The sequence below is a fragment of the Caballeronia catudaia genome (assembly GCF_001544755.2).
Lineage (GTDB): Bacteria > Pseudomonadota > Gammaproteobacteria > Burkholderiales > Burkholderiaceae > Caballeronia > Caballeronia catudaia.
Window position 1 is genome coordinate 43,702 of sequence record NZ_FCOF02000009.1, and the last position, 22,215, is coordinate 65,916.

Annotated in this window: 25 protein-coding genes and 1 tRNA gene; 11 read left to right on the plus strand and 15 right to left on the minus strand. The window is 64.5% G+C overall.

Going from position 1 to position 22,215, the window contains the following annotated elements; genetic code table 11:
- Positions 1 to 40 precede the first annotated feature (40 nt).
- On the minus strand, positions 41 to 1,423 hold the full coding sequence (gene hemN, locus AWB75_RS12185) for an oxygen-independent coproporphyrinogen III oxidase (RefSeq protein ID WP_061124348.1): 1,383 nt from the start codon (positions 1,421 to 1,423) through the stop codon (positions 41 to 43).
- 152 nt (positions 1,424 to 1,575) lie between these two features.
- Between hemN and AWB75_RS12190 the strand changes: the two genes are divergently transcribed.
- From AWB75_RS12190 to AWB75_RS12200, 3 genes are all read left to right on the plus strand, one after another.
- Positions 1,576 to 1,881, plus strand: coding sequence for a YkgJ family cysteine cluster protein (locus AWB75_RS12190; RefSeq protein ID WP_061124349.1), 306 nt, complete (start codon positions 1,576 to 1,578; stop codon positions 1,879 to 1,881).
- Between the two features lie 55 nt (positions 1,882 to 1,936).
- Positions 1,937 to 2,530, plus strand: coding sequence for a DUF1439 domain-containing protein (locus tag AWB75_RS12195; protein WP_061124350.1), 594 nt, complete (start codon positions 1,937 to 1,939; stop codon positions 2,528 to 2,530).
- A gap of 63 nt (positions 2,531 to 2,593) precedes the next feature.
- A complete protein-coding gene (locus AWB75_RS12200; protein ID WP_061124351.1) occupies positions 2,594 to 3,427 on the plus strand; it encodes an undecaprenyl-diphosphate phosphatase in 834 nt (277 codons plus the stop codon).
- A 72-nt stretch (positions 3,428 to 3,499) separates the two neighbouring features.
- On the opposite strand, the gene trmB is transcribed toward AWB75_RS12200, so the two are convergent.
- The 3 genes from trmB to AWB75_RS12215 all read right to left on the minus strand — a co-directional run bounded on the left by trmB (position 3,500) and on the right by AWB75_RS12215 (position 5,009).
- Positions 3,500 to 4,255, minus strand: coding sequence for a tRNA (guanosine(46)-N7)-methyltransferase TrmB (trmB, locus tag AWB75_RS12205; protein WP_061124352.1), 756 nt, complete (start codon positions 4,253 to 4,255; stop codon positions 3,500 to 3,502).
- Positions 4,256 to 4,321: 66 nt separating this feature from the next.
- Positions 4,322 to 4,396 (minus strand) — tRNA-Gly (locus AWB75_RS12210).
- A 52-nt stretch (positions 4,397 to 4,448) separates the two neighbouring features.
- Positions 4,449 to 5,009, minus strand: coding sequence for a YggT family protein (locus AWB75_RS12215; RefSeq protein WP_061124353.1), 561 nt, complete (start codon positions 5,007 to 5,009; stop codon positions 4,449 to 4,451).
- A gap of 514 nt (positions 5,010 to 5,523) precedes the next feature.
- Between AWB75_RS12215 and AWB75_RS38100 the strand changes: the two genes are divergently transcribed.
- The 3 genes from AWB75_RS38100 (at position 5,524) to AWB75_RS12230 (ending at position 7,757) form a co-directional block, all read left to right on the plus strand.
- Positions 5,524 to 5,967, plus strand: coding sequence for a hypothetical protein (locus tag AWB75_RS38100; protein WP_200822969.1), 444 nt, complete (start codon positions 5,524 to 5,526; stop codon positions 5,965 to 5,967).
- A 360-nt stretch (positions 5,968 to 6,327) separates the two neighbouring features.
- Positions 6,328 to 6,651 carry a hypothetical protein gene (locus AWB75_RS12225; RefSeq protein WP_061124511.1) on the plus strand — a complete coding sequence of 108 codons (324 nt, stop codon included), beginning with the start codon at positions 6,328 to 6,330 and terminating at the stop codon, positions 6,649 to 6,651.
- 140 nt (positions 6,652 to 6,791) lie between these two features.
- On the plus strand, positions 6,792 to 7,757 hold the full coding sequence (locus tag AWB75_RS12230) for a threo-3-hydroxy-L-aspartate ammonia-lyase (protein ID WP_061124355.1): 966 nt from the start codon (positions 6,792 to 6,794) through the stop codon (positions 7,755 to 7,757).
- 10 nt (positions 7,758 to 7,767) lie between these two features.
- On the opposite strand, the gene AWB75_RS12235 is transcribed toward AWB75_RS12230, so the two are convergent.
- Genes AWB75_RS12235 through AWB75_RS12245 form a run of 3 tightly spaced genes read right to left on the minus strand, consistent with a single transcriptional unit; the run spans position 7,768 to position 11,041 of the window.
- Entirely contained in the window at positions 7,768 to 8,436 is a 669-nt protein-coding gene (locus AWB75_RS12235; protein WP_061124356.1) for a LysE family translocator, read from the minus strand.
- A 5-nt stretch (positions 8,437 to 8,441) separates the two neighbouring features.
- Positions 8,442 to 9,449: an asparaginase gene (locus AWB75_RS12240; RefSeq protein WP_061124357.1), complete on the minus strand. Its 1,008-nt coding sequence runs from the start codon at positions 9,447 to 9,449 to the stop codon at positions 8,442 to 8,444.
- Entirely contained in the window at positions 9,446 to 11,041 is a 1,596-nt protein-coding gene (locus tag AWB75_RS12245; RefSeq protein WP_061124358.1) for a UbiD family decarboxylase, read from the minus strand. Before AWB75_RS12245 ends, AWB75_RS12240 begins: the two co-directional genes overlap by 4 nt.
- Positions 11,042 to 11,297: 256 nt before the next feature.
- On the opposite strand from AWB75_RS12245, the gene AWB75_RS37015 reads away from it, so the two are divergent.
- On the plus strand, positions 11,298 to 11,606 hold the full coding sequence (locus tag AWB75_RS37015; RefSeq protein WP_143746429.1) for a hypothetical protein: 309 nt from the start codon (positions 11,298 to 11,300) through the stop codon (positions 11,604 to 11,606).
- 22 nt (positions 11,607 to 11,628) lie between these two features.
- The gene (locus AWB75_RS12255; RefSeq protein WP_061124360.1) at positions 11,629 to 12,780 is read left to right on the plus strand and encodes a transglycosylase SLT domain-containing protein; all 1,152 of its coding nucleotides are present in this window, start codon (positions 11,629 to 11,631) and stop codon (positions 12,778 to 12,780) included.
- Between the two features lie 52 nt (positions 12,781 to 12,832).
- Here the strand turns inward: AWB75_RS12255 and AWB75_RS12260 are convergent, their stop codons facing one another.
- The 4 genes from AWB75_RS12260 to ribBA are packed head-to-tail and all read right to left on the minus strand — an operon-like array spanning position 12,833 to position 16,176.
- Positions 12,833 to 14,026: a pyridoxal phosphate-dependent aminotransferase gene (locus AWB75_RS12260; protein WP_061124512.1), complete on the minus strand. Its 1,194-nt coding sequence runs from the start codon at positions 14,024 to 14,026 to the stop codon at positions 12,833 to 12,835.
- Complete coding sequence (gene nusB, locus AWB75_RS12265; protein WP_061124361.1) at positions 14,026 to 14,463, minus strand: transcription antitermination factor NusB; 438 nt, start codon at positions 14,461 to 14,463, stop codon at positions 14,026 to 14,028. Before nusB ends, AWB75_RS12260 begins: the two co-directional genes overlap by 1 nt.
- Positions 14,460 to 14,969 (minus strand): 6,7-dimethyl-8-ribityllumazine synthase, encoded by a 510-nt coding sequence (gene ribH / locus AWB75_RS12270; RefSeq protein ID WP_061124362.1) that lies wholly within the window; start codon positions 14,967 to 14,969, stop codon positions 14,460 to 14,462. The genes nusB and ribH overlap by 4 nt, the downstream gene beginning before the upstream one ends.
- A gap of 43 nt (positions 14,970 to 15,012) precedes the next feature.
- Positions 15,013 to 16,176 carry a bifunctional 3,4-dihydroxy-2-butanone-4-phosphate synthase/GTP cyclohydrolase II gene (ribBA, locus tag AWB75_RS12275; RefSeq protein WP_061124363.1) on the minus strand — a complete coding sequence of 388 codons (1,164 nt, stop codon included), beginning with the start codon at positions 16,174 to 16,176 and terminating at the stop codon, positions 15,013 to 15,015.
- A gap of 220 nt (positions 16,177 to 16,396) precedes the next feature.
- Here ribBA and AWB75_RS12280 point away from each other — a divergent pair, with 220 nt between their 5' ends.
- Positions 16,397 to 16,720: a type II toxin-antitoxin system prevent-host-death family antitoxin gene (locus AWB75_RS12280; RefSeq protein ID WP_061124513.1), complete on the plus strand. Its 324-nt coding sequence runs from the start codon at positions 16,397 to 16,399 to the stop codon at positions 16,718 to 16,720.
- Positions 16,713 to 17,132, plus strand: a complete 420-nt coding sequence (locus tag AWB75_RS12285; protein WP_061124364.1) for a type II toxin-antitoxin system RelE/ParE family toxin — start codon at positions 16,713 to 16,715, stop codon at positions 17,130 to 17,132. Before AWB75_RS12280 ends, AWB75_RS12285 begins: the two co-directional genes overlap by 8 nt.
- Before the next feature lie 27 nt (positions 17,133 to 17,159).
- On the opposite strand, the gene AWB75_RS12290 is transcribed toward AWB75_RS12285, so the two are convergent.
- The 4 genes from AWB75_RS12290 to AWB75_RS12305 all read right to left on the minus strand — a co-directional run bounded on the left by AWB75_RS12290 (position 17,160) and on the right by AWB75_RS12305 (position 20,842).
- Complete coding sequence (locus tag AWB75_RS12290) at positions 17,160 to 17,771, minus strand: riboflavin synthase (protein WP_061124365.1); 612 nt, start codon at positions 17,769 to 17,771, stop codon at positions 17,160 to 17,162.
- Positions 17,772 to 17,799: 28 nt separating this feature from the next.
- Entirely contained in the window at positions 17,800 to 18,912 is a 1,113-nt protein-coding gene (ribD, locus tag AWB75_RS12295; protein ID WP_061124366.1) for a bifunctional diaminohydroxyphosphoribosylaminopyrimidine deaminase/5-amino-6-(5-phosphoribosylamino)uracil reductase RibD, read from the minus strand.
- 18 nt (positions 18,913 to 18,930) lie between these two features.
- Entirely contained in the window at positions 18,931 to 20,214 is a 1,284-nt protein-coding gene (hemL, locus tag AWB75_RS12300) for a glutamate-1-semialdehyde 2,1-aminomutase (protein WP_061124367.1), read from the minus strand.
- 163 nt (positions 20,215 to 20,377) lie between these two features.
- The gene (locus tag AWB75_RS12305) at positions 20,378 to 20,842 is read right to left on the minus strand and encodes a hypothetical protein (RefSeq protein ID WP_061124368.1); all 465 of its coding nucleotides are present in this window, start codon (positions 20,840 to 20,842) and stop codon (positions 20,378 to 20,380) included.
- Positions 20,843 to 21,002: 160 nt separating this feature from the next.
- Between AWB75_RS12305 and AWB75_RS12310 the strand changes: the two genes are divergently transcribed.
- The gene (locus AWB75_RS12310) at positions 21,003 to 22,214 is read left to right on the plus strand and encodes a Bcr/CflA family multidrug efflux MFS transporter (RefSeq protein ID WP_061124369.1); all 1,212 of its coding nucleotides are present in this window, start codon (positions 21,003 to 21,005) and stop codon (positions 22,212 to 22,214) included.
- The last annotated feature ends 1 nt before the right edge of the window (position 22,215 follow it).

The window sequence follows — 22,215 nt, forward strand, 5'->3', positions numbered from 1 at the left end:
GGCTGTCATTCTAAGCCACCGACGCATGCCTTCGCGCGCGTCAGATGGTGCGCGAGAAACGCCGGAGGCTGGCTTGCCCGAGATAACGGTCGAATATCGAGGCGACGTTGCGCACCAGCATGCGCCCGGCGGGCAGCACGCGGATCGCGTCGCGCGCGAGGTCGATGAGCCCGTCGTCGGCCATTGGAGCCAGGCGCGCGAGTTCGTCGGCGAAGGCGGCGGGGAAGGCGATGCCGTGTTTCATCGCGATATCGTCGAAACGCAGCTCGCCGCCGCACATCAGACGCATGATGACGTCGCGGCGCAAGGTGTCGTCGGCGGAAAGGCGCACGCCGCGCGCGATGGCGAGCTCGCCGGCGTCGATCGCGCTCGCGTAACCGTCGAGCTCGCGGGCGTTTTGCGCGTAGACATCGCCGACCTTGCCGATCGACGACGCGCCGATGCCGATCAGATCGCAATCGGCGTGCGTGCTGTAGCCCTGGAAGTTGCGCTGGAGCGTGCCGGCTTCGAGCGCGCGCGCGAGCTCGTCGCCGGGCAGCGCGAAGTGATCCAAGCCGATATACACGTAGCCCGCCTCGCTCATGCGCGCGATGACGCGCTCGAGGATCGCGAGGCGCACGGCGGGCGAAGGCAGCGCGCTTTCGTCGATCTGCCGCTGCATCTTGAAGAGCGTGGGCATGTGCGCGTAGCCGAACACCGAGACGCGATCCGGTTTCAGCTCGATGATCGCGTCGAGCGTGCGCGAAAAGCTATCGACGCTCTGATGTGGCAAGCCGTAGATCAGATCGACGCTCACCGATCTGAAGCCGTTCTCGCGCGCGGCGTTCAGCACGGTTTCGGTCATTTCGCGCGGCTGGATGCGGTTCACCGCCTGCTGCACACGCTCGTCGAAATCCTGCACGCCGAGGCTCAGCCGGTTGAAGCCAAGTTCGCGCAGCAACGCGACCGTTTCCGCCGACGCTTCGCGCGGATCGACTTCGATCGAATATTCGGCGCGCTCGTCATCGACGAGATCGAAGTGCTCGCGCGTCGCCGACATCAGCTCGGTCATCTCGTCGTGCGAGAGAAACGTCGGCGTGCCGCCGCCCCAATGAAGCTGCGTGACCGGGCGCGATGGTTCGAAAAGCGCGGCCTGCAGCGCCAGTTCGCGCTTCATGCGGTCGAGGTACGGGCGCGCGTGCGCGCGGTTTTTCGTCGCGATCTTGTTGCAGCCGCAATAGAAGCAGACGGTGTCGCAGAACGGGATGTGGAAGTAGAGCGAGAGGTCGGCGCTGGCGCTGGTGTTCTTCGCCGCTTCGCGGTAGTGCGCGGGATCGAATGAATCGCTGAACTGGACGGCGGTAGGGTAGGACGTGTAGCGCGGGCCGTGCGCATCGTAGCGCGCGAGCAGATCGGGACGAAAGAGCGGGGCGGCGGGAGGCATGGCGGACTGGACTTCGGGGAACCGTCCGAGTGTAATCGGCCGATAGGCGCAGCCGTTGCGTGATAAGGTCGCAGCCCGATGGCAGTGGTTGACGAAGCGCAAAGCGAAGGCGTGGGAAAATGCCGGTTTGTTCCTGTAATTTTCGCATCGTCATGCCGATCGTTTCTTCGTCTCATGCCTGCCGCGAGGGTTGCGGCGCATGCTGCATCGCGCCTTCCATTTCGAGTCCCATTCCGGGGATGCCGCATGGCAAGCGCGCGGGCGAGCGTTGCGTGCAGCTCGGCGACGATCTGCGCTGCAAAATCTTCGGCGATCCGCGCAGGCCGGCGTGCTGCGGCGGCTTGCAGCCTTCGAACGAAATGTGCGGAGAGACGCGGGAATATGCGTTGAGCTGGATCGAGCGATTGGAGCATCAGACGCAGCCGACGCAGCCGGCGCAGCCGACGCAACTGTCGTGACGGCATGCAGTCCAATCCCCCGACTCACACTTGAAACAACATTGGAGAATCACGCATGACGGAACCCGTCGCGCCGCTGCGGCGCCGGTTCGTGCTGGCAACCATCATGTCGCTGCCCGCGCTCGCCCTCGCATCGAAGGCAAGAGCCGCTTCGAACTCGATATTCCCCTTCATTCCGGACCACTACACATTTTCCAAGCAGCAGGTTCAGGACGCGGTGGCGCGCAAGTTCCCGCTGCAACGCACCGCATCGCAGATTTTCGACGTGGTCCTGAGCAATCCCGTCGTCGGCATGGCGCCGGATCGCAATCGCGTGACGGTGCGGGTCGATGCGCGTCTGTCCACGCCCTTCATGCCCAATCCCGTGACCGGCGCGTTCACGCTCTCGACGCAACTCGGATACGATGCGCCGGGCCGCTCGGTCATCCTCGTGTCGCCGACCGTTGACGGTGCGCAGTTTTCCGGCGACGCCGCGCAGTACAGCCAGCAGATCGCGTCGGTCGGCGCGCAACTCGCCGCGCAGTTGCTCGACCGTTACCCGATCCACACCTTCAAGCCCGAAGAACTCCAGTTCGCCGGCGTGTCTTACGAACCCGGTACAATCACAGTCCTTACAAACGGCATACGTGTGCAGATCGTCGAGAAGTAAGTCGAAAACTCTGCGCGATGTGCTTGACAACCAACGGCGATAACAGCGAACAAGGGCTGACGGATGGACTGGATATTGATGGTGAAGGCGCTGATTCTAGGCGTCGTCGAGGGCTTGACCGAATTCCTGCCGGTATCGAGCACGGGGCACCTGATCGTGGCGGGCAGCTTGTTGAATTACACCGACGCGCAGTCGAAAACCTTCGACGTCGTCATTCAGTTCGGCGCGATTCTCGCGATCTGCTGGGAATTCCGCGCGAAGATCGCGTCGGTGGTGACGGGCCTGCCGGCACGCGCCGACGCGCGGCGCTTCACGATCAACGTGATCATCGCGACGATTCCCGCCGTCGTGCTCGGCCTGCTGCTCGAAAAGCACATCAAGGCGGTGCTGTTTTCGCCGGTGCCGGTGTCGGTGGCGCTGATCGTCGGCGGCATCGTGATCCTGTGGGCGGAAGCGCGTCAGCGCGATCGCGGTGCGATGACGCGCGTGCACGGCGTCGACGATCTTTCCTACGCGGACGCCTTCAAGGTCGGCCTTGCGCAATGCTTCGCGCTGATTCCCGGCACGTCGCGGTCGGGCGCGACGATCATCGGCGGGATGCTGTTCGGGCTCGAACGGCGCGTCGCCACGGAGTTTTCGTTTTTCCTCGCCATTCCGATCATCTTCGGCGCGACGCTCTACGAGATGGCGAAGTACTGGCGCATGCTGACCGTGGACGATCTCGGCCTGTTCGCCATCGGGCTGATCGCGGCGTTCGTCAGCGCGTTTGTCTGCGTCCGCTGGCTGCTGCGCTACGTCGCGACGCATGACTTCACGGCGTTCGCGTGGTATCGGATCGGCTTCGGCCTGCTGATTCTGATCGTCGGGTATAGCGGTGGGTTGAGCTGGGCGGACTGAGCTTTCTCGAGCGCCATGAAAAAAACGCCACGGTTTGCCGTGGCGTTTTCGTTTCCAGCCGATGTTATGTGGTCAGCGACGGCGGAACATCAGGTCCCACACGCCGTGTCCGAGCCGCAGGCCGCGTCGCTCGAACTTCGTGACCGGGCGGAAATCGGGGCGCGGCGCGTAGCCTTCGGCGGTGTTTTCCAGCGCCGGCTCGGCCGACAGCACTTCGAGCATCTGCTCCGCGTAGTTCTGCCAGTCGGTCGCCAGATGGATATAGCCGCCCGGCTTGATGCGCGATACGAGCTGCGCGACGAACTTCGGCTGAATCAGGCGGCGCTTGTGATGACGCGCCTTGTGCCACGGATCGGGAAAGTAGATGTGCACACCGTCCAGGCTGTCGGGCGCGATCATGTGCTCGAGCACTTCGACGGCGTCGTGCTGAAGGATGCGGATATTGCCGAGCGCTTGCTCGCCGATCAGCTTGAGCAGCGCGCCGACGCCCGGTTCGTGCACTTCCACGCCGATGAAATCGTCGCCGGGACGTGTGGCGGCGATCTCCGCCGTGGTCGCGCCCATGCCGAAGCCGATCTCGAGGATGCGCGGCGCCTGCCGGCCGAAGATCGCGCTCCAGTCGGCGAGTTGCGGCGAGTAGGGCACGACATAGCGCGGACCGAGTTCATCGATCGCGCGCTGCTGACCCGGCGACACGCGGCCCGCGCGCGTGACGAAGCTGCGGATGCGCCGATGGTGCGGCGTGGAGGCTTCGTTGGTTTCGTTCGCTTCCGGTGATGCGTTATCGTCGATGCCGTCGGTGGCGTCGTCCTGGGGATCGTGGTTCATGACAAGGCGATGCTGGAAACTAAAAAGCCGCCCAAGCGTGACTTAGGGCGGCTTTCGTGATGATTCTGGAGCGGGCGATGGGAATCGAACCCACGTCTGTAGCTTGGGAAGCTACGGTAATAGCCATTATACGACGCCCGCGAGAGCCGACTATTGTAAGCGCAACGCGTCTCGCGGCGCAATTGCGCGGGCTTCAGATGCCGAACAAGGTCATTGAAACGGCGACCCGCGTCACGACCATCAGCAATACCTGCACGATCACGAACAGCAGAATCGGCGAAAGGTCGATGCCGCCCAAGCGCGGAAGAATGCGCCGCAGCGGGTCCAGAAACGGCGCGGTGATCTGATAGAGCAGCGGCATCGCCGGCGATTGCGGATTAAGCCACGAGAGCAGCGCCATCAGGATCGTCACCCAGATGATGAGATTCAGCGCCCACTTGACGACGGTCAGCAACGCGACGAGCAGCAGCATCGGCAGCATGAGCGTCGGATCGATGCCGGCGAGCACGACCATCAGCGTGACATACACCGCCGACGCGATGAGCGCGGCGAGAATGCTCGCCCAGTCGATCTTTCCGCCCGGCAGAATCTTGCGCAGCGGCAGGACGATCCAGTTGGTCGCCTGCATCACGGCGTTCGAAACGGGGTTGTAAGGCGGCATGCGCACGACCTGCATCCATGCGCGCAGCAGGAGCGCCGCGCCGAACAGCGTGAAAAGGGTATTGAGCAGAAAGCGGGCGATTTCGCCGAACATCTCGGGTCCTCTGGAATGCGGTGCGCAGTGTCGCGACTTGCGCCGGGTCGAATAAGCGAAAAGATAAAGAAGAAGGCGGCGCTAGCGGACGATGCAAAGCCCGCGAGTCCTGCTGGTGAGACGGCTGTCCGCGCCGCGTGAGTCGTGAGTGCTGACCTTGATCATTGTTCGTTCTCTGGACTTGATTAGCGTACCGAAGTCATCGGAATGCGCGGCGCATCGTGCCACATCGTGCAGATTCGAATGCACGCATGCCGCCCGATGAAGCCTCGCGATTTCCTGATTGCGGCGCCTGAATTCCCCGTCCACCAACCTGTCTGGTGGGGTGCCGGACGTCACCATAACATGGCTTTAAGTTGGCTTGGGGACGTTGTCGCACGCGGCACGAGCGATCGGCCGCTCAAAACGGTGAAAGAGAAGTGAAAGCAAGCGGGAAGCTGGTTTTGGAGGCGAACGCCAGCATCGGAAAACCCTAGTGTTGCCATTCCGAGACGATCTCGGAAAAGCGCATTTCATGCAAAACTGGCAGGATATAAAGACAGAAAGCGAAAAAGCGGATCATCGGGGCGGACTGCTCAGAGGCAGGGATGTCAAACGAAACCCGGTTTCTCGCGGCGGACGTCTGAAGTGCGAAAAAGGCATGCTTTCTGCTGAATGTGGTGAACCGCACATGCACCTGAAGACTTGGTTTCTTTGCGAACATCGAGGGACGAACAGGGCGCTCAATACTAAGAGAACACGAATTCAGCGGGAAAGGGCGCGCGAAAGAAACCGGGCGGCTTTTCCCTTCCGGGTTTCATTCGCTACGTTCGGAGGTCGCCATGAGCATTTTTTCTTATCGAAAGCATTTGCGATTCTTGAGCCAGACCCAGCGGCGTTGCTGGTGGGATCAGAAAAAGCGCCTGACGCCCCGGGTCGTGATCGGCGCGGCGTATGTGCCGCCGAACGTCTCGCGTGAATTCGCTTATATAAAGGTGGGTTGATTCGCGCGCTTTTAGGAATCTCACGTAATACATGAAAAGCCTCGCCGGGCGAATCGTCTGGCGGGGTTTTTCGTTCTTTTGTAAATAGACGTTACGCAATTGCTATCCGGCCGAATGCTGCCGCTCTCAAGCTGGCCGCCGAGGTCCGTCGAACGGACGATCGGCGCATGTCCGCGCGCGTCGTCCGGCTTTCAGGTCGGTAACCGCGTTAAGGAACTTGCAATTTGCAACAAATGGGCACGGCGACCCTGCGACTTTTTCGATAAATTCGTTTCATGCCGTCGCTCGTGAGCCGTCAGACCCGGCCAACACGCGAAGCGACGAGGAGAACGAAAGTGAAAAAGCTCGATGGTTTACTGGTGGTCGGCGCGCTTGGCGTGGGCTTCGTGAGCGCGGCGCAAGCGCATGTTTCGGTGGGCGTGGGAATCGGGGTGCCGGCGTATCCGGTCTATGCCGCGCCGCCTGCTCCCGTGTATATGGCTCCGCCACAACCGGTGTACGTGGCGCCGCCACCGCCTGTCGTTTATGCGCCGCCGCCTGCGGTGGTCGTCGGCGGGTACCCCGGTTACGGCGGCTATGGCGGTTACGGCTACTATGGCCGTCCATATTACCGGCATCACGGGTATTACCGGCATGGGCCGGACTATTGGCGTCACTAAGGGCGCCACTGAGCGGTCCAGTCGGAAAGCGCAAAAGGCGATGCAACCTGCATCGCCTTTTTCATGCGCGCGCGGCTTTTGAATTTCGCGATGGAACTTGGGACAATGGTGATCCCCTTCACCCTCGCGTCCCGACTCCGATGTCCTCACTTCCCGCCCCCACATTCGATGACGTCGCCGATGCCGCCAGGCGCATCGAAGGCTTCGCGCATCGCACGCCCGTCCTGACTTCGCGTACCGCCGATACCATCGCGGGCGCATCGCTCTTTTTCAAATGCGAGAACTTCCAGCGCATGGGCGCGTTCAAGTTCCGCGGCGCGTACAACGCGCTTTCGCATTTCGACGACCGTCAGCGCGCCGCGGGCGTCATCACGTATTCATCCGGCAATCACGCGCAGGCGATCGCGCTGTCGGCGAAGCTCGCCGGCATCCGCGCGACGATCGTCATGCCCGAGGACGCGCCCGCCGCCAAGATGGAAGCGACGCGCGGCTACGGCGGCGAGGTCATCACGTACGACCGCTATACGCAGAGCCGCGAGGAAATCGGCCGCAAGCTCGCGGAGGAACGCGGCATGACGCTGATTCCGCCGTACGACCATCCGCACGTGATCGCGGGGCAGGGGACGGCCGCGAAGGAACTGATCGAGGAAACCGGTCCGCTGGACTATCTCTTCGTGTGTCTGGGCGGCGGCGGGCTCATCGGTGGATGCGCGCTCGCGGCGGCGGCGCTCGCGCCCGACTGCAAGGTGATCGGCGTCGAGCCGGAAGCGGGTAACGACGCGCAGCAGTCGCTCGCGCGCGGCGAAATCGTGCATATCGAGGTGCCGCGCACGATCGCGGACGGCGCCGCGGCGACGCATATCGGCGAATACAACTTTCCGATCATCCAGCGCCATGTCGACCGGATCGTCACCGTGAGCGATGCGCAGCTCGTCGAGACGCTGCGTTTCTTCGCGCAACGCATGAAGATGGTCGTCGAGCCGACCGGCTGTCTCGCGGCGGCCGCGGTGCTGCAGAAGGTCGTGCCGGTCGAGGGCAAGCGCGTCGGCGTGATCGTGTCGGGCGGCAACGTCGATTTGCCGAAGCTGTCGCAGTACCTCGCCTAACGACGGATCGTCACGATGCCGCGCGCACGATCAGATCGCGGTAGCCGTTGACGATCACGCTGTACGCGAAATACGCGAAGAGCACGGCGGACATCACGTGGCAGGCGCGCAGGAGCCGGGTTCCGGCGCGCTTTCTGCCGTGGCTCGCGAGCGTGCAGATGAAGAACGTCCAGCCGAGCCCGCCGCAGAAGAAGCCGACGAGAAACACGGACGCACTCACCGGGCTCGTGGCGCCCGCTTTCGCGATGAGCGCGCCGCCGACCGCCGCGAACCACAGGATCGCGCTCGGCGACGACACCGCGAGCAGGCATCCACGCACGAAGCTTTTCCAGTGCTTCGGACGCGGCACGCTGAAATCCGCTTCGCCTTCGACGGGCGGCGCGGATGCCGGATTGAGCGCCTCGCGCGCCATCTTCCAGGTCAAAAACAGCAGCACGATCGCGCCGCCGATCCACACGACCCAGCGCACCGCATCGAACTGCAAGAGCGCCGACATGCCCGCGAGCGCGAGCGCCGCATAGAACAGATCGCCGAAACACGAGCCGAGACCGAGCACGAAGCCCGGCTTGAAACCGTGCGTCAGCGCGAGGGAAATGATCGCGACATTCGCGATGCCGATATCCAGACACAGCGACAGCGACAGAAAAAACCCGTCCGACAGCAGCGGCCACGAATGCATGTTTGTTATGAATGGTTGTGAAGCGTGAAGCTCACGTCGAGACGGCCGGTCGGCACGCCCATCGTGTTGCGCGTCAGCGGATTGCGAAAGGCCGCGAGCGCGTTGCGTTGATCTTGCGTGCCGATGCCGAGCAGATCGAGCACGTGAACGACGATCGCGTTCACCACCGCCGTGTTGCCGTCCTCGACCTTCACGGCGATGCCGAGCGCGCCTGCATCGGAACTCGCCGCGCGCCGCACGCCGATCGCATAGCTCGCATCCGCGCCCGTCTTGCCGACGAGTTCGCCGCCGAACGCCTGCATCAACAGCGTGCAGAAGCGACCTTCACCCGCGACGAGCTCCGGATGCGACGTCATCGCGCGATGAATGCGTGCGAGCGGCGAGCCTTCCGGCGCGTCTGCGATCTTCATGTAGAGCCGCGCGAGACGGTCGAGCGCAAACGCGGGCGTGGGCAGATTGCAGCCGTCGATGGCCCATTGCACGTCTTCGTCGGCGAGATCGACGGCGCGCGCCACGGTGCGCCTCACGTGCGCCTGTAGCGCATGGCCGGGCAAGTGATAGTCGGCGAGCGATTCGCCCATCGCACGCGCGCCCGCGAGCATGCCGGCGTGCTTGCCGGAGCAGTTGCTGCATACAGGCGTCGGCGTGAAATCGCGTTTGATCCAGTCGCGATACACCGCGTCAGAAATCGGCGGATGGCCGCCGCAGCGCAAATCGCTTTCAGTCGCGTTCGATCGGGCGAGCATCGCGAGCGCGCGCTCGATATGACGCGGCTCGCTGCTATGCGAGCCGCACATCAGCGCGAGGTCTTCATCGGTGAAGCCGAAACGCTCGAGCGCGCCGGTTTCGATGACGGCGAGCGCCTGCGCGGGTTTCGCCGCCGAGCGCGGCAGCGTCACGCGACGCGGATCGCCGAAGGAATGCACGAGGCGTCCATTCGCATCGACGACGGCGACGTGCGCCGCGTGCGTGTTCTCGATGACGTCGCCGCGATAGAGCGTGGCCGCGATCATTTATCGAGTCCGAGCTGGGCCCAGAGACCATCGACGCGGCGTTTCACCGCTTCATCCATCACGATCGGGCGGCCCCATTCGCGCGTCGTTTCGCCGGGCCACTTGCTGGTTGCGTCGAGACCCATCTTCGAGCCGAGTCCCGCAACCGGCGAAGCGAAGTCGAGATAGTCGATCGGCGTGTTGTCGACCATGACGGTGTCGCGCGTCGGGTCGACACGCGTCGTGATCGCCCAGATGACTTCCTTCCAGTCGCGCACGTTGACGTCCTCATCGACCACGACGATGAACTTCGTGTACATGAACTGCCGCAAAAAGCTCCATACGCCGAACATCACGCGTTTCGCGTGGCCGGGATAGCTCTTCTTCATCTGCACGATTGCCATCCGATAGCTGCAGCCCTCGGGCGGCAGATAGAAATCGGTGATCTCGGTGAACTGCTTCTGCAACAGCGGCACGAACACTTCGTTCAGCGCGACGCCGAGCACGGCGGGCTCGTCGGGCGGCTTGCCGGTGTAGGTCGAATGGAACAGGGCGTCGCGGCGCATCGTGATCTTCTCGACGGTGAAGACCGGAAACCATTCCTGTTCGTTGTAATAGCCGGTGTGATCGCCGTACGGCCCTTCGAGCGCGTGCTCGTATTTCGCGGCTGCCGAGTTCGAGGGACGCGACGGGGCGCCTTCGGGCGCGGGCGGCACGTTTCCGTCATGCGGATGGATGAACCCTTCGAGCACGATCTCCGCGCGCGCCGGCACCTGCAACGTATCGACGCCCGGCGTCAGGCACTTCGCGAGCTCGGTGCGCGAGCCGCGCAACAGTCCCGCAAACTGATATTCGGACAACGAATCGGGCACGGGCGTCACAGCGCCGAGAACCGTCGCGGGATCGGCGCCGAGCACGACCGCCACTGGATAGGGCTTGCCGGGATTCGCGAGCGCGAACTCGCGGAAGTCGAGCGCGCCGCCGCGATGTGCGAGCCAGCGCATGATGAGCTTGTTGCGCCCGATCAACTGCTGCCGGTAGATGCCGAGATTCTGGCGCGGCTTGTTTGGACCGCGCGTGACGGTGAGGCCCCACGTGAGCAGCGGTCCAGCGTCGCCCGGCCAGCATGTCTGGATCGGCAGCTTGTTCAGATCGACGTCGTCGCCTTCCCACACCACTTCCTGGCAAGGCGGCGCGCTGACCGATTTCGGCGCCATGTCCCACACGGCCTTCGCAAGCGAGAGCAGCTTGCCCGCGTCCTTGAGGCCTTTAGGCGGCTCGGGTTCCTTGAGCGCGGAAAGCAGCCTGCCGACATCGCGCAGCGAACTCAGCGCGGCCACATCGCTGCCGAGGCTCACATCGCCGCCGCTCTGCGCTTCCGTCTCGATGCCCATGCCGAGCGCGACGCGCCGCGTCGTGCCGAACAGGTTGGCGAGCACGGGCATGGTGTGGCCGGTGGGCGCTTCGAAGAGCAATGCCGGTCCGCCCGCGCGCAACACGCGATCGGAGACTTCGGTAATTTCGAGAACCGGGGAGACGGGGTGCCGAATGCGGCGCAGTTCACCGAGCGCTTCGAGGCGGGCGGTGAAGTCGCGCAGATCTTTGTATTTCATCGATGGTCGAATTTGAACTCGAAGGTGCCCGGAACACGAAGCAATCGGGGGCGGGACGGCTGCGCGCCAAGCGATTGTCGATTTTACCTGCGTCGGCGTCCGTGCGTTGCCCGACATTAAGCAAATTCCGGTTCGAATCGCCCAACAGACGTGCTTTCGGAGCACTGAACACTGTTCAATATAACTGTAAGTAATTGAAACAGAAGTCTTTAGCATTGACGGATCATTAAACCCTGATAGAATCGCTTCGAATCTATTGCAGGTTTTGAAACTTTTTACCTTAGCCTCAGGTCTTTCAGACGCACATGCGTCGCCTGCGCCGCTCCTGCCCGGCGACTCATGGCTGTTGGTTGTCATTGCCGGCGTTTGCACGCCGGTTTTTCGCGTGGAAAGCCATGTGCGCGTTCAGGGCATGCAGTTCGTGCCGCGCAACCCGGTGACCTTTGCCGGATCGGCTTTCCAGACGGCGCATGCCGTATCCCCGATGCCGCTTACGCTTGCCAAGAGCGAGCGGTGTCTGATTTGCGCATCGAATACGTCGCTTATTCGTATTCATCTGCGCTAATCAAGCAACATTGGGAGTATCGATGAACGCTTCAGCTTGGTGGGGTTCGGACACTCGCGCCGCGCAAATCATACGCGTGGCGCTGCGTCGCGGACGCCGTTTGAGTCACCATCTCTTCGCCGTGGTCGGTTGCGCGGCCGTCATCAGCGCGCTCGCTCTGTGGCTGCTGCCGTCCTGGCGCACCACGTTTGCCGCACAGATCATGCCGTTCGTATCGGCCGCCGTTCAGGCCGGACCGGCGCGTTTGCTCGCGGGGCAGCCGCTGCCGCCTTTCGCGGCCGTGCATCGCCAACCGAGCGATCCCATGCTGCCCGTGAACCTCGCCGCGAACACCGCGTCGGTGAAGTCGAAGGCGCCGGGCGCCGCCGCGCCGTCGCTGGGCGCTGCCGCTACCGACGACGCCAGCACGCACCATCTCACCGGCGGCATCAGCCTCGCGATTTCGCCGAACGGCCTCGATCCGCGCACGATGCCGTCCGTCGGCATGCTGGCGAGCACGATCCCGGCGCAGCGGATTGCCGCCGATGCCCGCGACGACCGCGTACTCGTCTCCACGCGCGAGCAGAAGCTCGTCGCGAACTTCATCGCGCGTCGCTACCGCGTAGCGGAAGATCCGGTCAGCCAGCTCGTGCGCGCCGCGTTCGACACGGGCCGCGAAGTCGGCCTCGATCCGTTGCTCCTGCTCTCCGTGATGGCGATCGAATCGGGCTTCAATCCGTATGCTGAAAGCGGCGTCGGCGCACAAGGCCTGATGCAGGTCATGTCGAAGGTTCATTCCGACAAATTCCAATACTTCGGCGGCTCGCACGCGGCGCTCGATCCGCTCGCGAACATCAAGGTCGGCGCGCTCGTGCTGAAGGACTGCATCGCGCGCGGCGGCTCGGTGGCGGGCGGCCTGCGCTATTACGTCGGCTCGACGACGCAGGACGACGGCGGCTACGGCGCGAAGGTGCTGGCCGAGCGTTCGCGCCTGCGCGATGTCGCGCGCGGTCGCAACGTGCCGGTCAACGCGCCGCAGGCGCCGGTTCAGACCGCCGCGCCGAAGCAGGTGCTGGCGTCGGCCGCCGCGGACAAGCGTGTCCACATGACGATCGATACGGCGAAGAAGTCGGCATCGCAGGATGACGGCGATTCCGATACGAAGCACGTCGCTTCCGCGGAGCTCGGCGCTTAAGACCTGCGTTGCGTCAGACGAAAAAAAGGCACAGAAGGTGCCTTTTTGTTTTTCATCGACGGAACAACGTGCCGAGCCGTTCGACCGCTTCCTCCAGTTTCGAATACGCGGTCGCATACGAAACGCGGATGTAGCGCTCAGGCGCATGAAACCCGAAGTCCATGCCGGGCACGAGCACGACGCCCGCGTCGTGAAGCATCGAGTGCGTGAGCGCGTCGCTGTTGCCGGCGGCGGGATGGCGGACCGTGGTCGTATCGGCGTAGACATAGAACGCGCCGTCCGGCACCACCGGCACGCCGAAACCGAGCGAGCCGAGCGCCGGCACGATGTAATCGCGCCGCCGCTTGAACTCCAGCCGGCGCGCTTCGTAGATGGCGATCGTTTCGGGCTCGAAACACGCGAGCGCCGCGTGCTGCGCGAGCGCCGACGCGCATATGAACAGATTCTGCGACAGCTTCTCGACGGCGCCGACCATTGCGTGCGGCACGACGAGCCAGCCGAGCCGCCAGCCGGTCATGTTGAAGTACTTCGAGAAGCTGTTCACGGTGACGACATCGTCGCCGAAGGAGAGCGCCGACACCGGTTTCGCGTCGTAGCTCAAGCCCTGATAGATCTCGTCGACGATCGTGAAGCCGCCGCGCGCACGCACCGTGTCGACGATGCTCCGCAACTCGTCCGGCTCGATCGACGTGCCCGTCGGATTCGACGGCGACGCGAGCAGCACGCCACGCGTCTTGTCGTTCCAATGCTCTTCGACATGCTCCGCCGTGAGCTGAAAACGCTCGGCCGGACCGCTCGCGATGAGCACCGGCTTGCCATCGGCGGCCGACACGAAATGCCGGTTGCACGGATAGCACGGGTCGGGCATCAGGACTTCGTCGCCGTTATCGACGAGCGCCATGCACGCGAGCAGAAGCGCCGCCGACGCGCCCGCCGTCACGACGATGCGCTCCGGATCGACCGTGAGACCGAACGTGTCGCGATAATGCCCCGCGATCGCCTCGCGCAGCGCGTGAATGCCGAGCGCATTGGTGTACTGCGTGACGCCGCGCTTCAACGCATCGGCGGCGGCGCGGGTGACGGGCTCCGGCGCGGTGAAATCCGGCTCGCCGATGCTCATGTGGATCACGTCGCGGCCCGCGCGTTCGAGCGCCTGCGCCTCTTTCATCAGCTCCATGACATAGAAAGGCTCGATCGCGCCGACGCGCGACGCGAGCCTGACGACCGGTTCCGCGACGCCGTTCATCACGCGCCACGCCCGCGCGCCTGCGCCTCGGCCGGGCGCATGACGACGGCGAGCTTGTCGAGCACGCCGTTCACGTATTTGTAGCCGTCCGAGCCGCCGAAGGTCTTGGTCAGCTCGACCGCTTCGTTGATGACGACGCGATACGGCACGTCGATGTGATGCTTGAACTCGAACGCGGCGACGAGCAGCACGGCGCGCTCGACCGGCGACAATTGCTCGATCGGGCGGTCGAGGCACGGCTGCAACTGCTCGGACAGCGCGTCGGATTCCTTGATTACGCCGTGCAGGATCGCATCGAGATGCGTCTGGTCGGCCTTGTCGAAGCCTTGCGCGCTGCGCAACTGCGCGTCGATCTCGCCGGCGGGCGCGCCGGACAGCAGCCATTGATACAGCCCTTGCGTCGCGAGTTCACGCGAACGGCGTCGAGCGCTTTTCATGCACGATCCTCGTCTTCTTCGTCTTCGTCTTCTTCATCGCCGTCGAGCTGTTCGAGCGCGACGGACAGATTCGCCATTTCGACCGCCACGCGCGCGGCGTCGCGGCCTTTTTCGGTCATGCGCGTGACCGCCTGCTCGTCGTTCTCGGTCGTCAGTACCGCGTTGGCCACCGGAATGCCGAAGTCGAGCGCGATGCGCGAGATGCCGGAGCCGCTTTCGTTCGACACGAGCTCGAAGTGATACGTCTCGCCGCGCACGACGGCGCCGAGCGCGATCAGCGCGTCGAACTGGCCGGATTCGGCGAGCTTTTGCAGCGCGAGCGGAATTTCGAGCGCGCCGGGCACGGTGACGAGCAGCACGTCCTGGCCGATCACGCCGAGGCGCTCCAGCTCCTCGATGCACGCATCGGCCAGGCCGTTGCACACCGGTTCGTTGAAGCGCGACTGCACGATGCCGATGCGCAGGCCGTCGCCGTCGAGGTTCGGCTGATATTGTCCGATTTCCATGAATGAGGTCCGTTGGTTTTAGATTGTTCGGTTGAAAGGGGCGTCAGGCCGAGCGCAACTGCGTGATGCCCGGGTCGACGGGGGCGGCAGTCGCAGGGCAGCCGGGCATCGGCACGAAGCCCGTCACTTCGAGCCCGTAGCCCGACATGCTGCCGAGCTTGCGCGGATTCGCGAGCACCTGCATCTTGCCGACGCCCAGATCGCGCAGGATCTGCGCGCCGATGCCGTAAGTCTTGAAGTCGATCGGGCGGCGCTTGAGCTCGGCGGCCTTGTCCTTCTGTTCGAAAGCGCGGAACACGTCGACGAGATGTTCCTTCGTGTCGCCGCAGTTGAGCATGACGATCGCGCCGAGATCGCGCGCGGCGATTTCCTTCATCGCGGCGTCGATGGTCCAGGAGTGCGTCGACACGTCGATTTCAAGCAGATCGAGCACCGAGAGCGGCTCGTGCACGCGCACGGGCGTTTCGCGATCGGGGCGCGGCATGCCGCGTACGAGCGCGATGTGCGGCGAGTGCGTCGGGTCGTCGCGATACAGCACTGCGCGGAACGGGCCGTGCGCGGTCTGCATCGTGCGCTCGCAGACTTTTTCGATGATCGACTCGGTGCGGCTGCGGTAATGGATCAGATCGGCGATCGTGCCGATCTTGATGCCGTGCTGCTGGCTGAATTCGATGAGATCGGGCAGGCGCGCCATTTCGCCGTCGTCCTTGATGATCTCGCAGATCACCGCGGCGGGCGTGAGGCCCGCGAGCGCGGTGAAGTCGCAGCCGGCTTCCGTGTGGCCCGCGCGCACGAGCACGCCGCCCGGCTGCGCCATGATCGGGAACACGTGGCCGGGCTGCACGATGTCTTCGGCGCGCGCGTCGTGCGCGACCGCGGCGGCGATGGTCTTCGCGCGGTCGGCCGCGGAAATGCCGGTCGTCACGCCTTCGGCCGCTTCGATGCTGACGGTGAACGCCGTGCCGTACTGTGTGCCGTTGCGGTGCGTCATGAGGGGCAGGTTCAGCTGCTTGCAGCGGTCCTGCGTGAGCGTGAGGCAGACGAGACCGCGCCCGTACTTCGCCATGAAGTTGATGGCTTCGGGCGTGACGAATTCGGCGGCGATGACGAGATCGCCTTCATTCTCGCGGTCTTCTTCGTCGACGAGGATCACCATCCGGCCGGCTTTCAGTTCAGCGATGATCTCAGGAGTGGAGGCGAGCGACATGATGACGTCCCGTACTGGGTCCGGTTTGGGGAAAGCGCGTATTTTACGCCACGGCCGATGGACAGTTGCTGAAATCGGCGGACAGGTGAAAGGGAAGTTTGCCTATGCCTTTCGGACGAATGGTGTGGAGGCGGTGAGCGAAGCAAACTAACATCGTCGCAATCTTCACACGAACCGGAGTCGTACCATGCCGAGTACCCGAGACCTGAAGGAGCCTTACATGGTTTCTTCCGCAACAGACATCATTCCCCTTTCGCACGCGAGCGCCCGACTCTCGGAACTGGTCGATGAAGTACGCGACGGAACCGACAAGATCATCACCAAAGACGGCAAGCGCTGGGCGGCCCTCATCAGCGCGGAGAAGCTCGACGCGTTCCATCGGATGGAGCACGCACAACTTTATTCGCAGACGCTGCACGACGTGAAGAAAGGCCTCGACGACATCGCGGCCGGCCGCACTACCGAGGGTCGCGCGGCGATCACGCGCATCAGGGCGCGCAGAGCCGCGAAGCAAGCGGAAAGCGGAGAGGCCGACGGTGAATGATGAACGCAGACTGGCCGAGATCCTTTTTACGGAAGGCTTCGTCGACCGACTCGCCAGCATCGAGAGATATTGGAGCCGCGTCGGCTTTCCACACGGCTTCGATCGTCTGCTCGACGCCATCGAGAACAATGCGATTCCACTGCTGCAAAGCTTTCCGGCGATGGGGCGGCGCTTTGTCGGCGCGCTAACCGAGGCTTGCGAGTCGCGCCTCGTGAACGACGTGCTGCCGGCCATCACTCGAATCGATGGGCCGGCGCAAGGAGAGCTCCGCGAGTACGTGCTGGACGACCATGTCCTGCTTTATCTGCTGACCGGCAACACGGTTCATTTGCTTTCGATTCGCTACGACAGGCAGCCATCCTTCGACTTCCATCTGCTGAACTCACCGGAGGCCGAATATTCGACCGGCTGACCATCCTGCGCGTCGCCAACGCCCGGATTACCCCGCACTCATCATCCGCTCGACATACCGCGCGATCAGATCGATCTCCAGATTGACCTTCGCGCCTGCCGACAGCGCCTTGAGCGTCGTCACTTCGACCGTATGCGGAATCAGGTTGATGGAGAATTCGCAGCCATCGGCGCGGTCGCTGACCGAGTTCACGGTGAGACTCACGCCGTTCACCGTCACCGAGCCCTTGTAGGCCAGATACTTGCCGATGTCCTTCGGCGCGACGATGCGCAACTCGTGCGACTCGCCGACAGGCGCGAACTTCGACACGACGCCCAGCCCATCCACATGACCGGAGACGAGATGGCCGCCCAGCCGGTCGTGCGCGCGCAACGCTTTCTCCAGATTCACCTGCACGCCCGCATCGCCGAGGCCGACGGTCTTGTTCAGGCTTTCGCGCGACACATCGACATCGAACGAATCCGCGGACTTCTGGATCACCGTCATGCACGCGCCCTGAATGGCGATGCTGTCGCCGAGCTCGACATCGGCGAGATCGAGGCCGCCCGCCGCGACCGTCAGACGAACACCCGCTTGCTCCGCCCCGAGCGGCGTGACTTTTTCGATGCGGCCCAGCGCCGCGACGATTCCTGTGAACATCGGCTTTCTTCCTTGAGTCGGTGCGTGATCAGTTCGCGACGTTGGCCTCCGCGAAGCGCGCAAGAATGCGCAGATCGTCGCCGAGCCGGTCGATGCGATGGAACTTCAGATGCGGCCGCGCATCGAGCGTGTCGGGCGGCGCGAAGTCGAACATGCCGGGTGCGCTGCCGAGCAGGCTCGGCGCGAGATAGATCAGCAGTTCGTCGACGCAGCCCTCGCGCAACAGCGAGCCGTTGAGCTTGTGGCCCGCTTCGACATGCAGTTCGTTGATGCCGCGATCGGCGAGCGCGGTGAGCATCGCGGGCAGATCGACCTTGCCGTGCTCGTTCGAAAGCTCGATCGGCTCCGCGCCTTTATCGCGCAGCGCGTCGATGCGCGCGGGGTCGGCGTCGGCGGCATGAAAGATCCACGGCGGCGCGCCATCGAGGATGCGCGCGTGCATCGGCACGTCGAGACGGCTGTCGATCAAGACGCGCTGCGGCTGGCGCGGCGTGTCGACCGCGCGCACGGTCAGTTGCGGATCGTCCTCGCGCACCGTGCCGATGCCGGTAAGAATCGCACAGGCGCGGGCGCGCCACGCGTGGCCGTCCGCGCGCGCGTCTTCGCCGGTGATCCACTGGCTTTCGCCCGATGGAAGGCCGGTGCGGCCGTCGAGCGTCGCCGCAACTTTCATGCGTACCCACGGACGGCGGCGCGTCATGCGCGACACGAAGCCGATGTTCATTTCCTGCGCCTCGTTCGCGAGCAGGCCGCAGCGCACGTCGATGCCCGCGTCGCGCAACATCGCGAGACCGCGGCCCGACACCGTCGGATTCGGATCTTCCATCGCGGCGATGACCTTCTCGACGCGCGCATCGATCAGCGCATGCGTGCACGGCGGCGTGCGCCCGAAGTGGCTGCACGGTTCGAGCGACACATAAGCCGTTGCGCCGCGCGGGTCCTTGCCGCGCGAACGGGCGTCTTTCAGCGCCTGCACTTCGGCATGATCCTGACCGGCCGGCTGCGTGAAGCCCATGCCGATCACTTCGCCGTTCTTGACGAGCACGCAGCCGACGCGCGGGTTCGGCGTCGTCGTGTACATGCCCTTCGACGCGAGCGCGAGCGCGCGCTCCATGTGGGTGAAGTCGGTTTGCGAGAACATCGGCGCGGCCCGGGAGCGTCAGGCCGCGAGCGACGCGAATGCGCCGCGCGCTGCGTCGAGGGTCGCGTCGATCACGGCGTCGTCGTGCGCGCTCGACACGAAGCCCGCTTCGAACGCGGACGGCGCGAAGTACACGCCGGCGTCGAGCATCGCGTGGAAGAACGCGTTGAAGCGCTTCGTGTCGCCCTGCTGGATCTGCGCGAAGCTGCCCGGCACGGTGTCCGAGAAGTACAGGCCGAACATGCCGCCGATCGAATCGGCGGAGAAGGGCACTTTGGCGTCGCGCGCGGCTTTCGTCAGGCCATCGACGAGCTTGCGTGTCTGCTTCGCCAGATCGTCGTAGAAGCCGGGACGCTGGATCAGTTGCAGCGTCTTCAGGCCGGCGGCCACCGCGATCGGATTGCCCGACAGCGTGCCTGCCTGATACACGCCGCCGAGCGGCGCCAGATGCGCCATGATGTCGCGCCGTCCGCCGAACGCCGCCGCCGGCATGCCGCCGCCGATGACCTTGCCGAGGCACGTGAGATCCGGCTTGATGCCGTAGACCTGCTGCGCGCCGCCGAGCGCGACGCGAAAGCCGCACATCACTTCGTCGAAGATCAGGACGGAACCGTACTCGTTGCAGCGCTCGCGCAGCGCGTTCAGGAACTCGGGCGTCGCGCGCACGAGATTCATGTTGCCCGCGACCGGCTCGACGATCACCGACGCGATTTCCGCCCCGAACGCGCCGAACGCCTCGTTCAATTGCTCGACGTTGTTGTATTCGAGCACCGTCGTGTGCTTCGCGATATCGGCGGGCACGCCCGCGGAAGTCGGGTTGCCGAACGTGAGCAGGCCGGAGCCGGCCTTCACGAGCAGGCTGTCCGCGTGACCGTGATAGCAGCCCTCGAACTTGATGATGCGGCTGCGGTTCGTGAAGCCGCGCGCGAGACGCAGCGCGCTCATGGTCGCTTCGGTGCCGGAGGACACCATGCGCACCTGTTCGATCGACGGCACGAGCTTGCAGATTTCCTCGGCGATCTCGATTTCGGCTTCGGTCGGCGCGCCGAACGAGAAGCCGTTCGCGAGCACGCGCTGCACGGCGTCGAGGACTTCGGGATGCACGTGGCCGAGGATCATCGGGCCCCACGAGCCGATGTAGTCGATATAGCGCTTGCCTTCGGCGTCCCAGAAGTACGGCCCTTGCGCGCGCTCGATGAAACGCGGCGTGCCGCCGACCGAGCGGAACGCCCGCACCGGCGAGTTCACGCCGCCGGGAATGGTTCGCTGGGCGCGTTCGAAGAGAGCTTGATTCTTGGACATGGAGAAAGCCTGCGCTGAAAGTGGATGCGGGAGTCGCGAGGACCGGCCGGACGCTTAAGCGGCGACGCGTGCAGCGCGCACGATGCGCGGTCCGACGCGAAAAAACGATGCTGAAATTGTACCGGAGTCGATGCGAGGCAGCCCGTCGCGTCGTGTCCGGGGCTTACGCCGGCTTCGGGCGCTTCGCCGCGCGCCGTCCGGTCCGCTCGGTCCACAGCTTCTCCAGCGCGCCTTCGGCCATCGGCTTGATGAGCGTGCCGGACATCTGCGCGTCCCACGTCTGAACCGAGAACGGATGCGCCCGCAATTCGTCGCGCGTGACGACGACTTCCTCGTGCGCGTCGGTGAGAAAGTCGTACACGAAATCGATGCACAGCCGATAGCCGCGCTTGCTCGCGGCGTCGGGCACTTCGTAAGGCGCGCGCGTCACCCAGCCCGACGCGAACACGCCCTTCGGTTCCTGCGACACGCGATGCACGAACACGCGGTCGCCCGGCAAGAGCCCGCGCGCGGTGCCGCAGCCCCAGACATCGGCGACGGCTTCGCCCGCTTTGACGCGCCGCGCGATATCGGGCAGTTCGGGCCAAGGCCACTTCTTCGGGCTCCAGATCAGCAGAAAGGCGGTCATCGGGTCGACGAGACGATGAAGAAAAGAAGCGATGAGCTTAGCGCAACGCCGCGCTCAGGGCCGGATCACGGCGGCGCTCGCGTACAATGTTCGCTCTTTATTCGCCTTTTACGCGGCAGAAAGGCTGCGTAGCCTTAACTCTTCCCCTCTGGCGCACTCCATGTCCGACACCACCCGGCGCCGGCCCGATGGCCGTCTGATCCTGCTGCTCGGCGCGCTTGCCGCGTGCGGCCCGCTGTCGATCGACATGTATCTGCCGAGCCTGCCGGCGCTCGCCGCGTCTTTCGGAACCAGCCCCGCCGCCGCGCAAAGTACGCTCACGAGCTTCATGTTCGGCTTCTCGTTCGGCATGCTGCTCTATGGCCCGCTTTCCGACGCCTACGGCCGCCGGCCCGTCCTGCTCGGCGGCATCGCGCTGTACGCGCTCGCGAGCATCGGCTGCACGGCGGCGTGGTCCATCGACGCGCTCGTCTTCGTGCGCTTCCTGCAGGCGCTCGGGGCGGGCGCGGCGTCGGTGCTCGCGCGCGCGATCGCCCGCGACGCCCACGAGCCGGGCGATGCCGCTCGCGTGCTGTCGATGCTCTCCATCGTCACGTCGATCGGACCGTTGCTCGCACCGCTGATCGGCGGGCAACTGCTTCTGCTGGGCGGCTGGCGCGTGGTGTTCGTCGCGCTGACGCTCTTCGGCCTGACCTGCGCCGTGACCGCGTATCTGCGCGTGCCCGAGACGTGGCCCAAGGAGAAGCGCGCGAGCGCGGCGCTCGGCAAGTCGTTCGCGGCGTACGGTCATCTCCTGACCGATCCCGTCACCTGGGGCCACATGATGTGCGGCGGCATGGCGTTCGCGTCCATGTTCGCGTACATCACCGCGACGCCGTTCGTCTATATCGATTACTTCCACGTGAAGCCGCAGTACTACGGGCTGCTGTTCGGGCTGAACATCGTCGGCATCATCGCGGGCAATGTGCTCAATACGAAGTTCGTCGGGCGCATCGGCGCCATGAAGATGATTTCGGCCGCGTCGTTCGTGAGCGTCGCGGCGGCGCTCGCGGTCGCGCTCGTGTCGCTCACCGGCTGGGGCGGATTGTGGTCGATCGTCGCGACGCTCTTCTTTGTCGTCGGCGTCGTGGGCCTGCTTTCGGCGAATTGCACGACGGAGCTGATGCATCGCTATCCGAGGAACGCGGGCGCGGCTGCCGCCGTTTTTGGCGCGATGCAACTTGCGCTCGGCGCGCTCGCGAGCCTCGCGATCGGGCTCTTTCACGATGTGTCGCCGCATGGCATGGGCATCGTGATCGGCGTATGCGGCGTGTTGACCTTCGCGGGGCGCACGCTGGTGCTGCGCTCGCATGCGGCGCCCGTGAAGGTGTGAA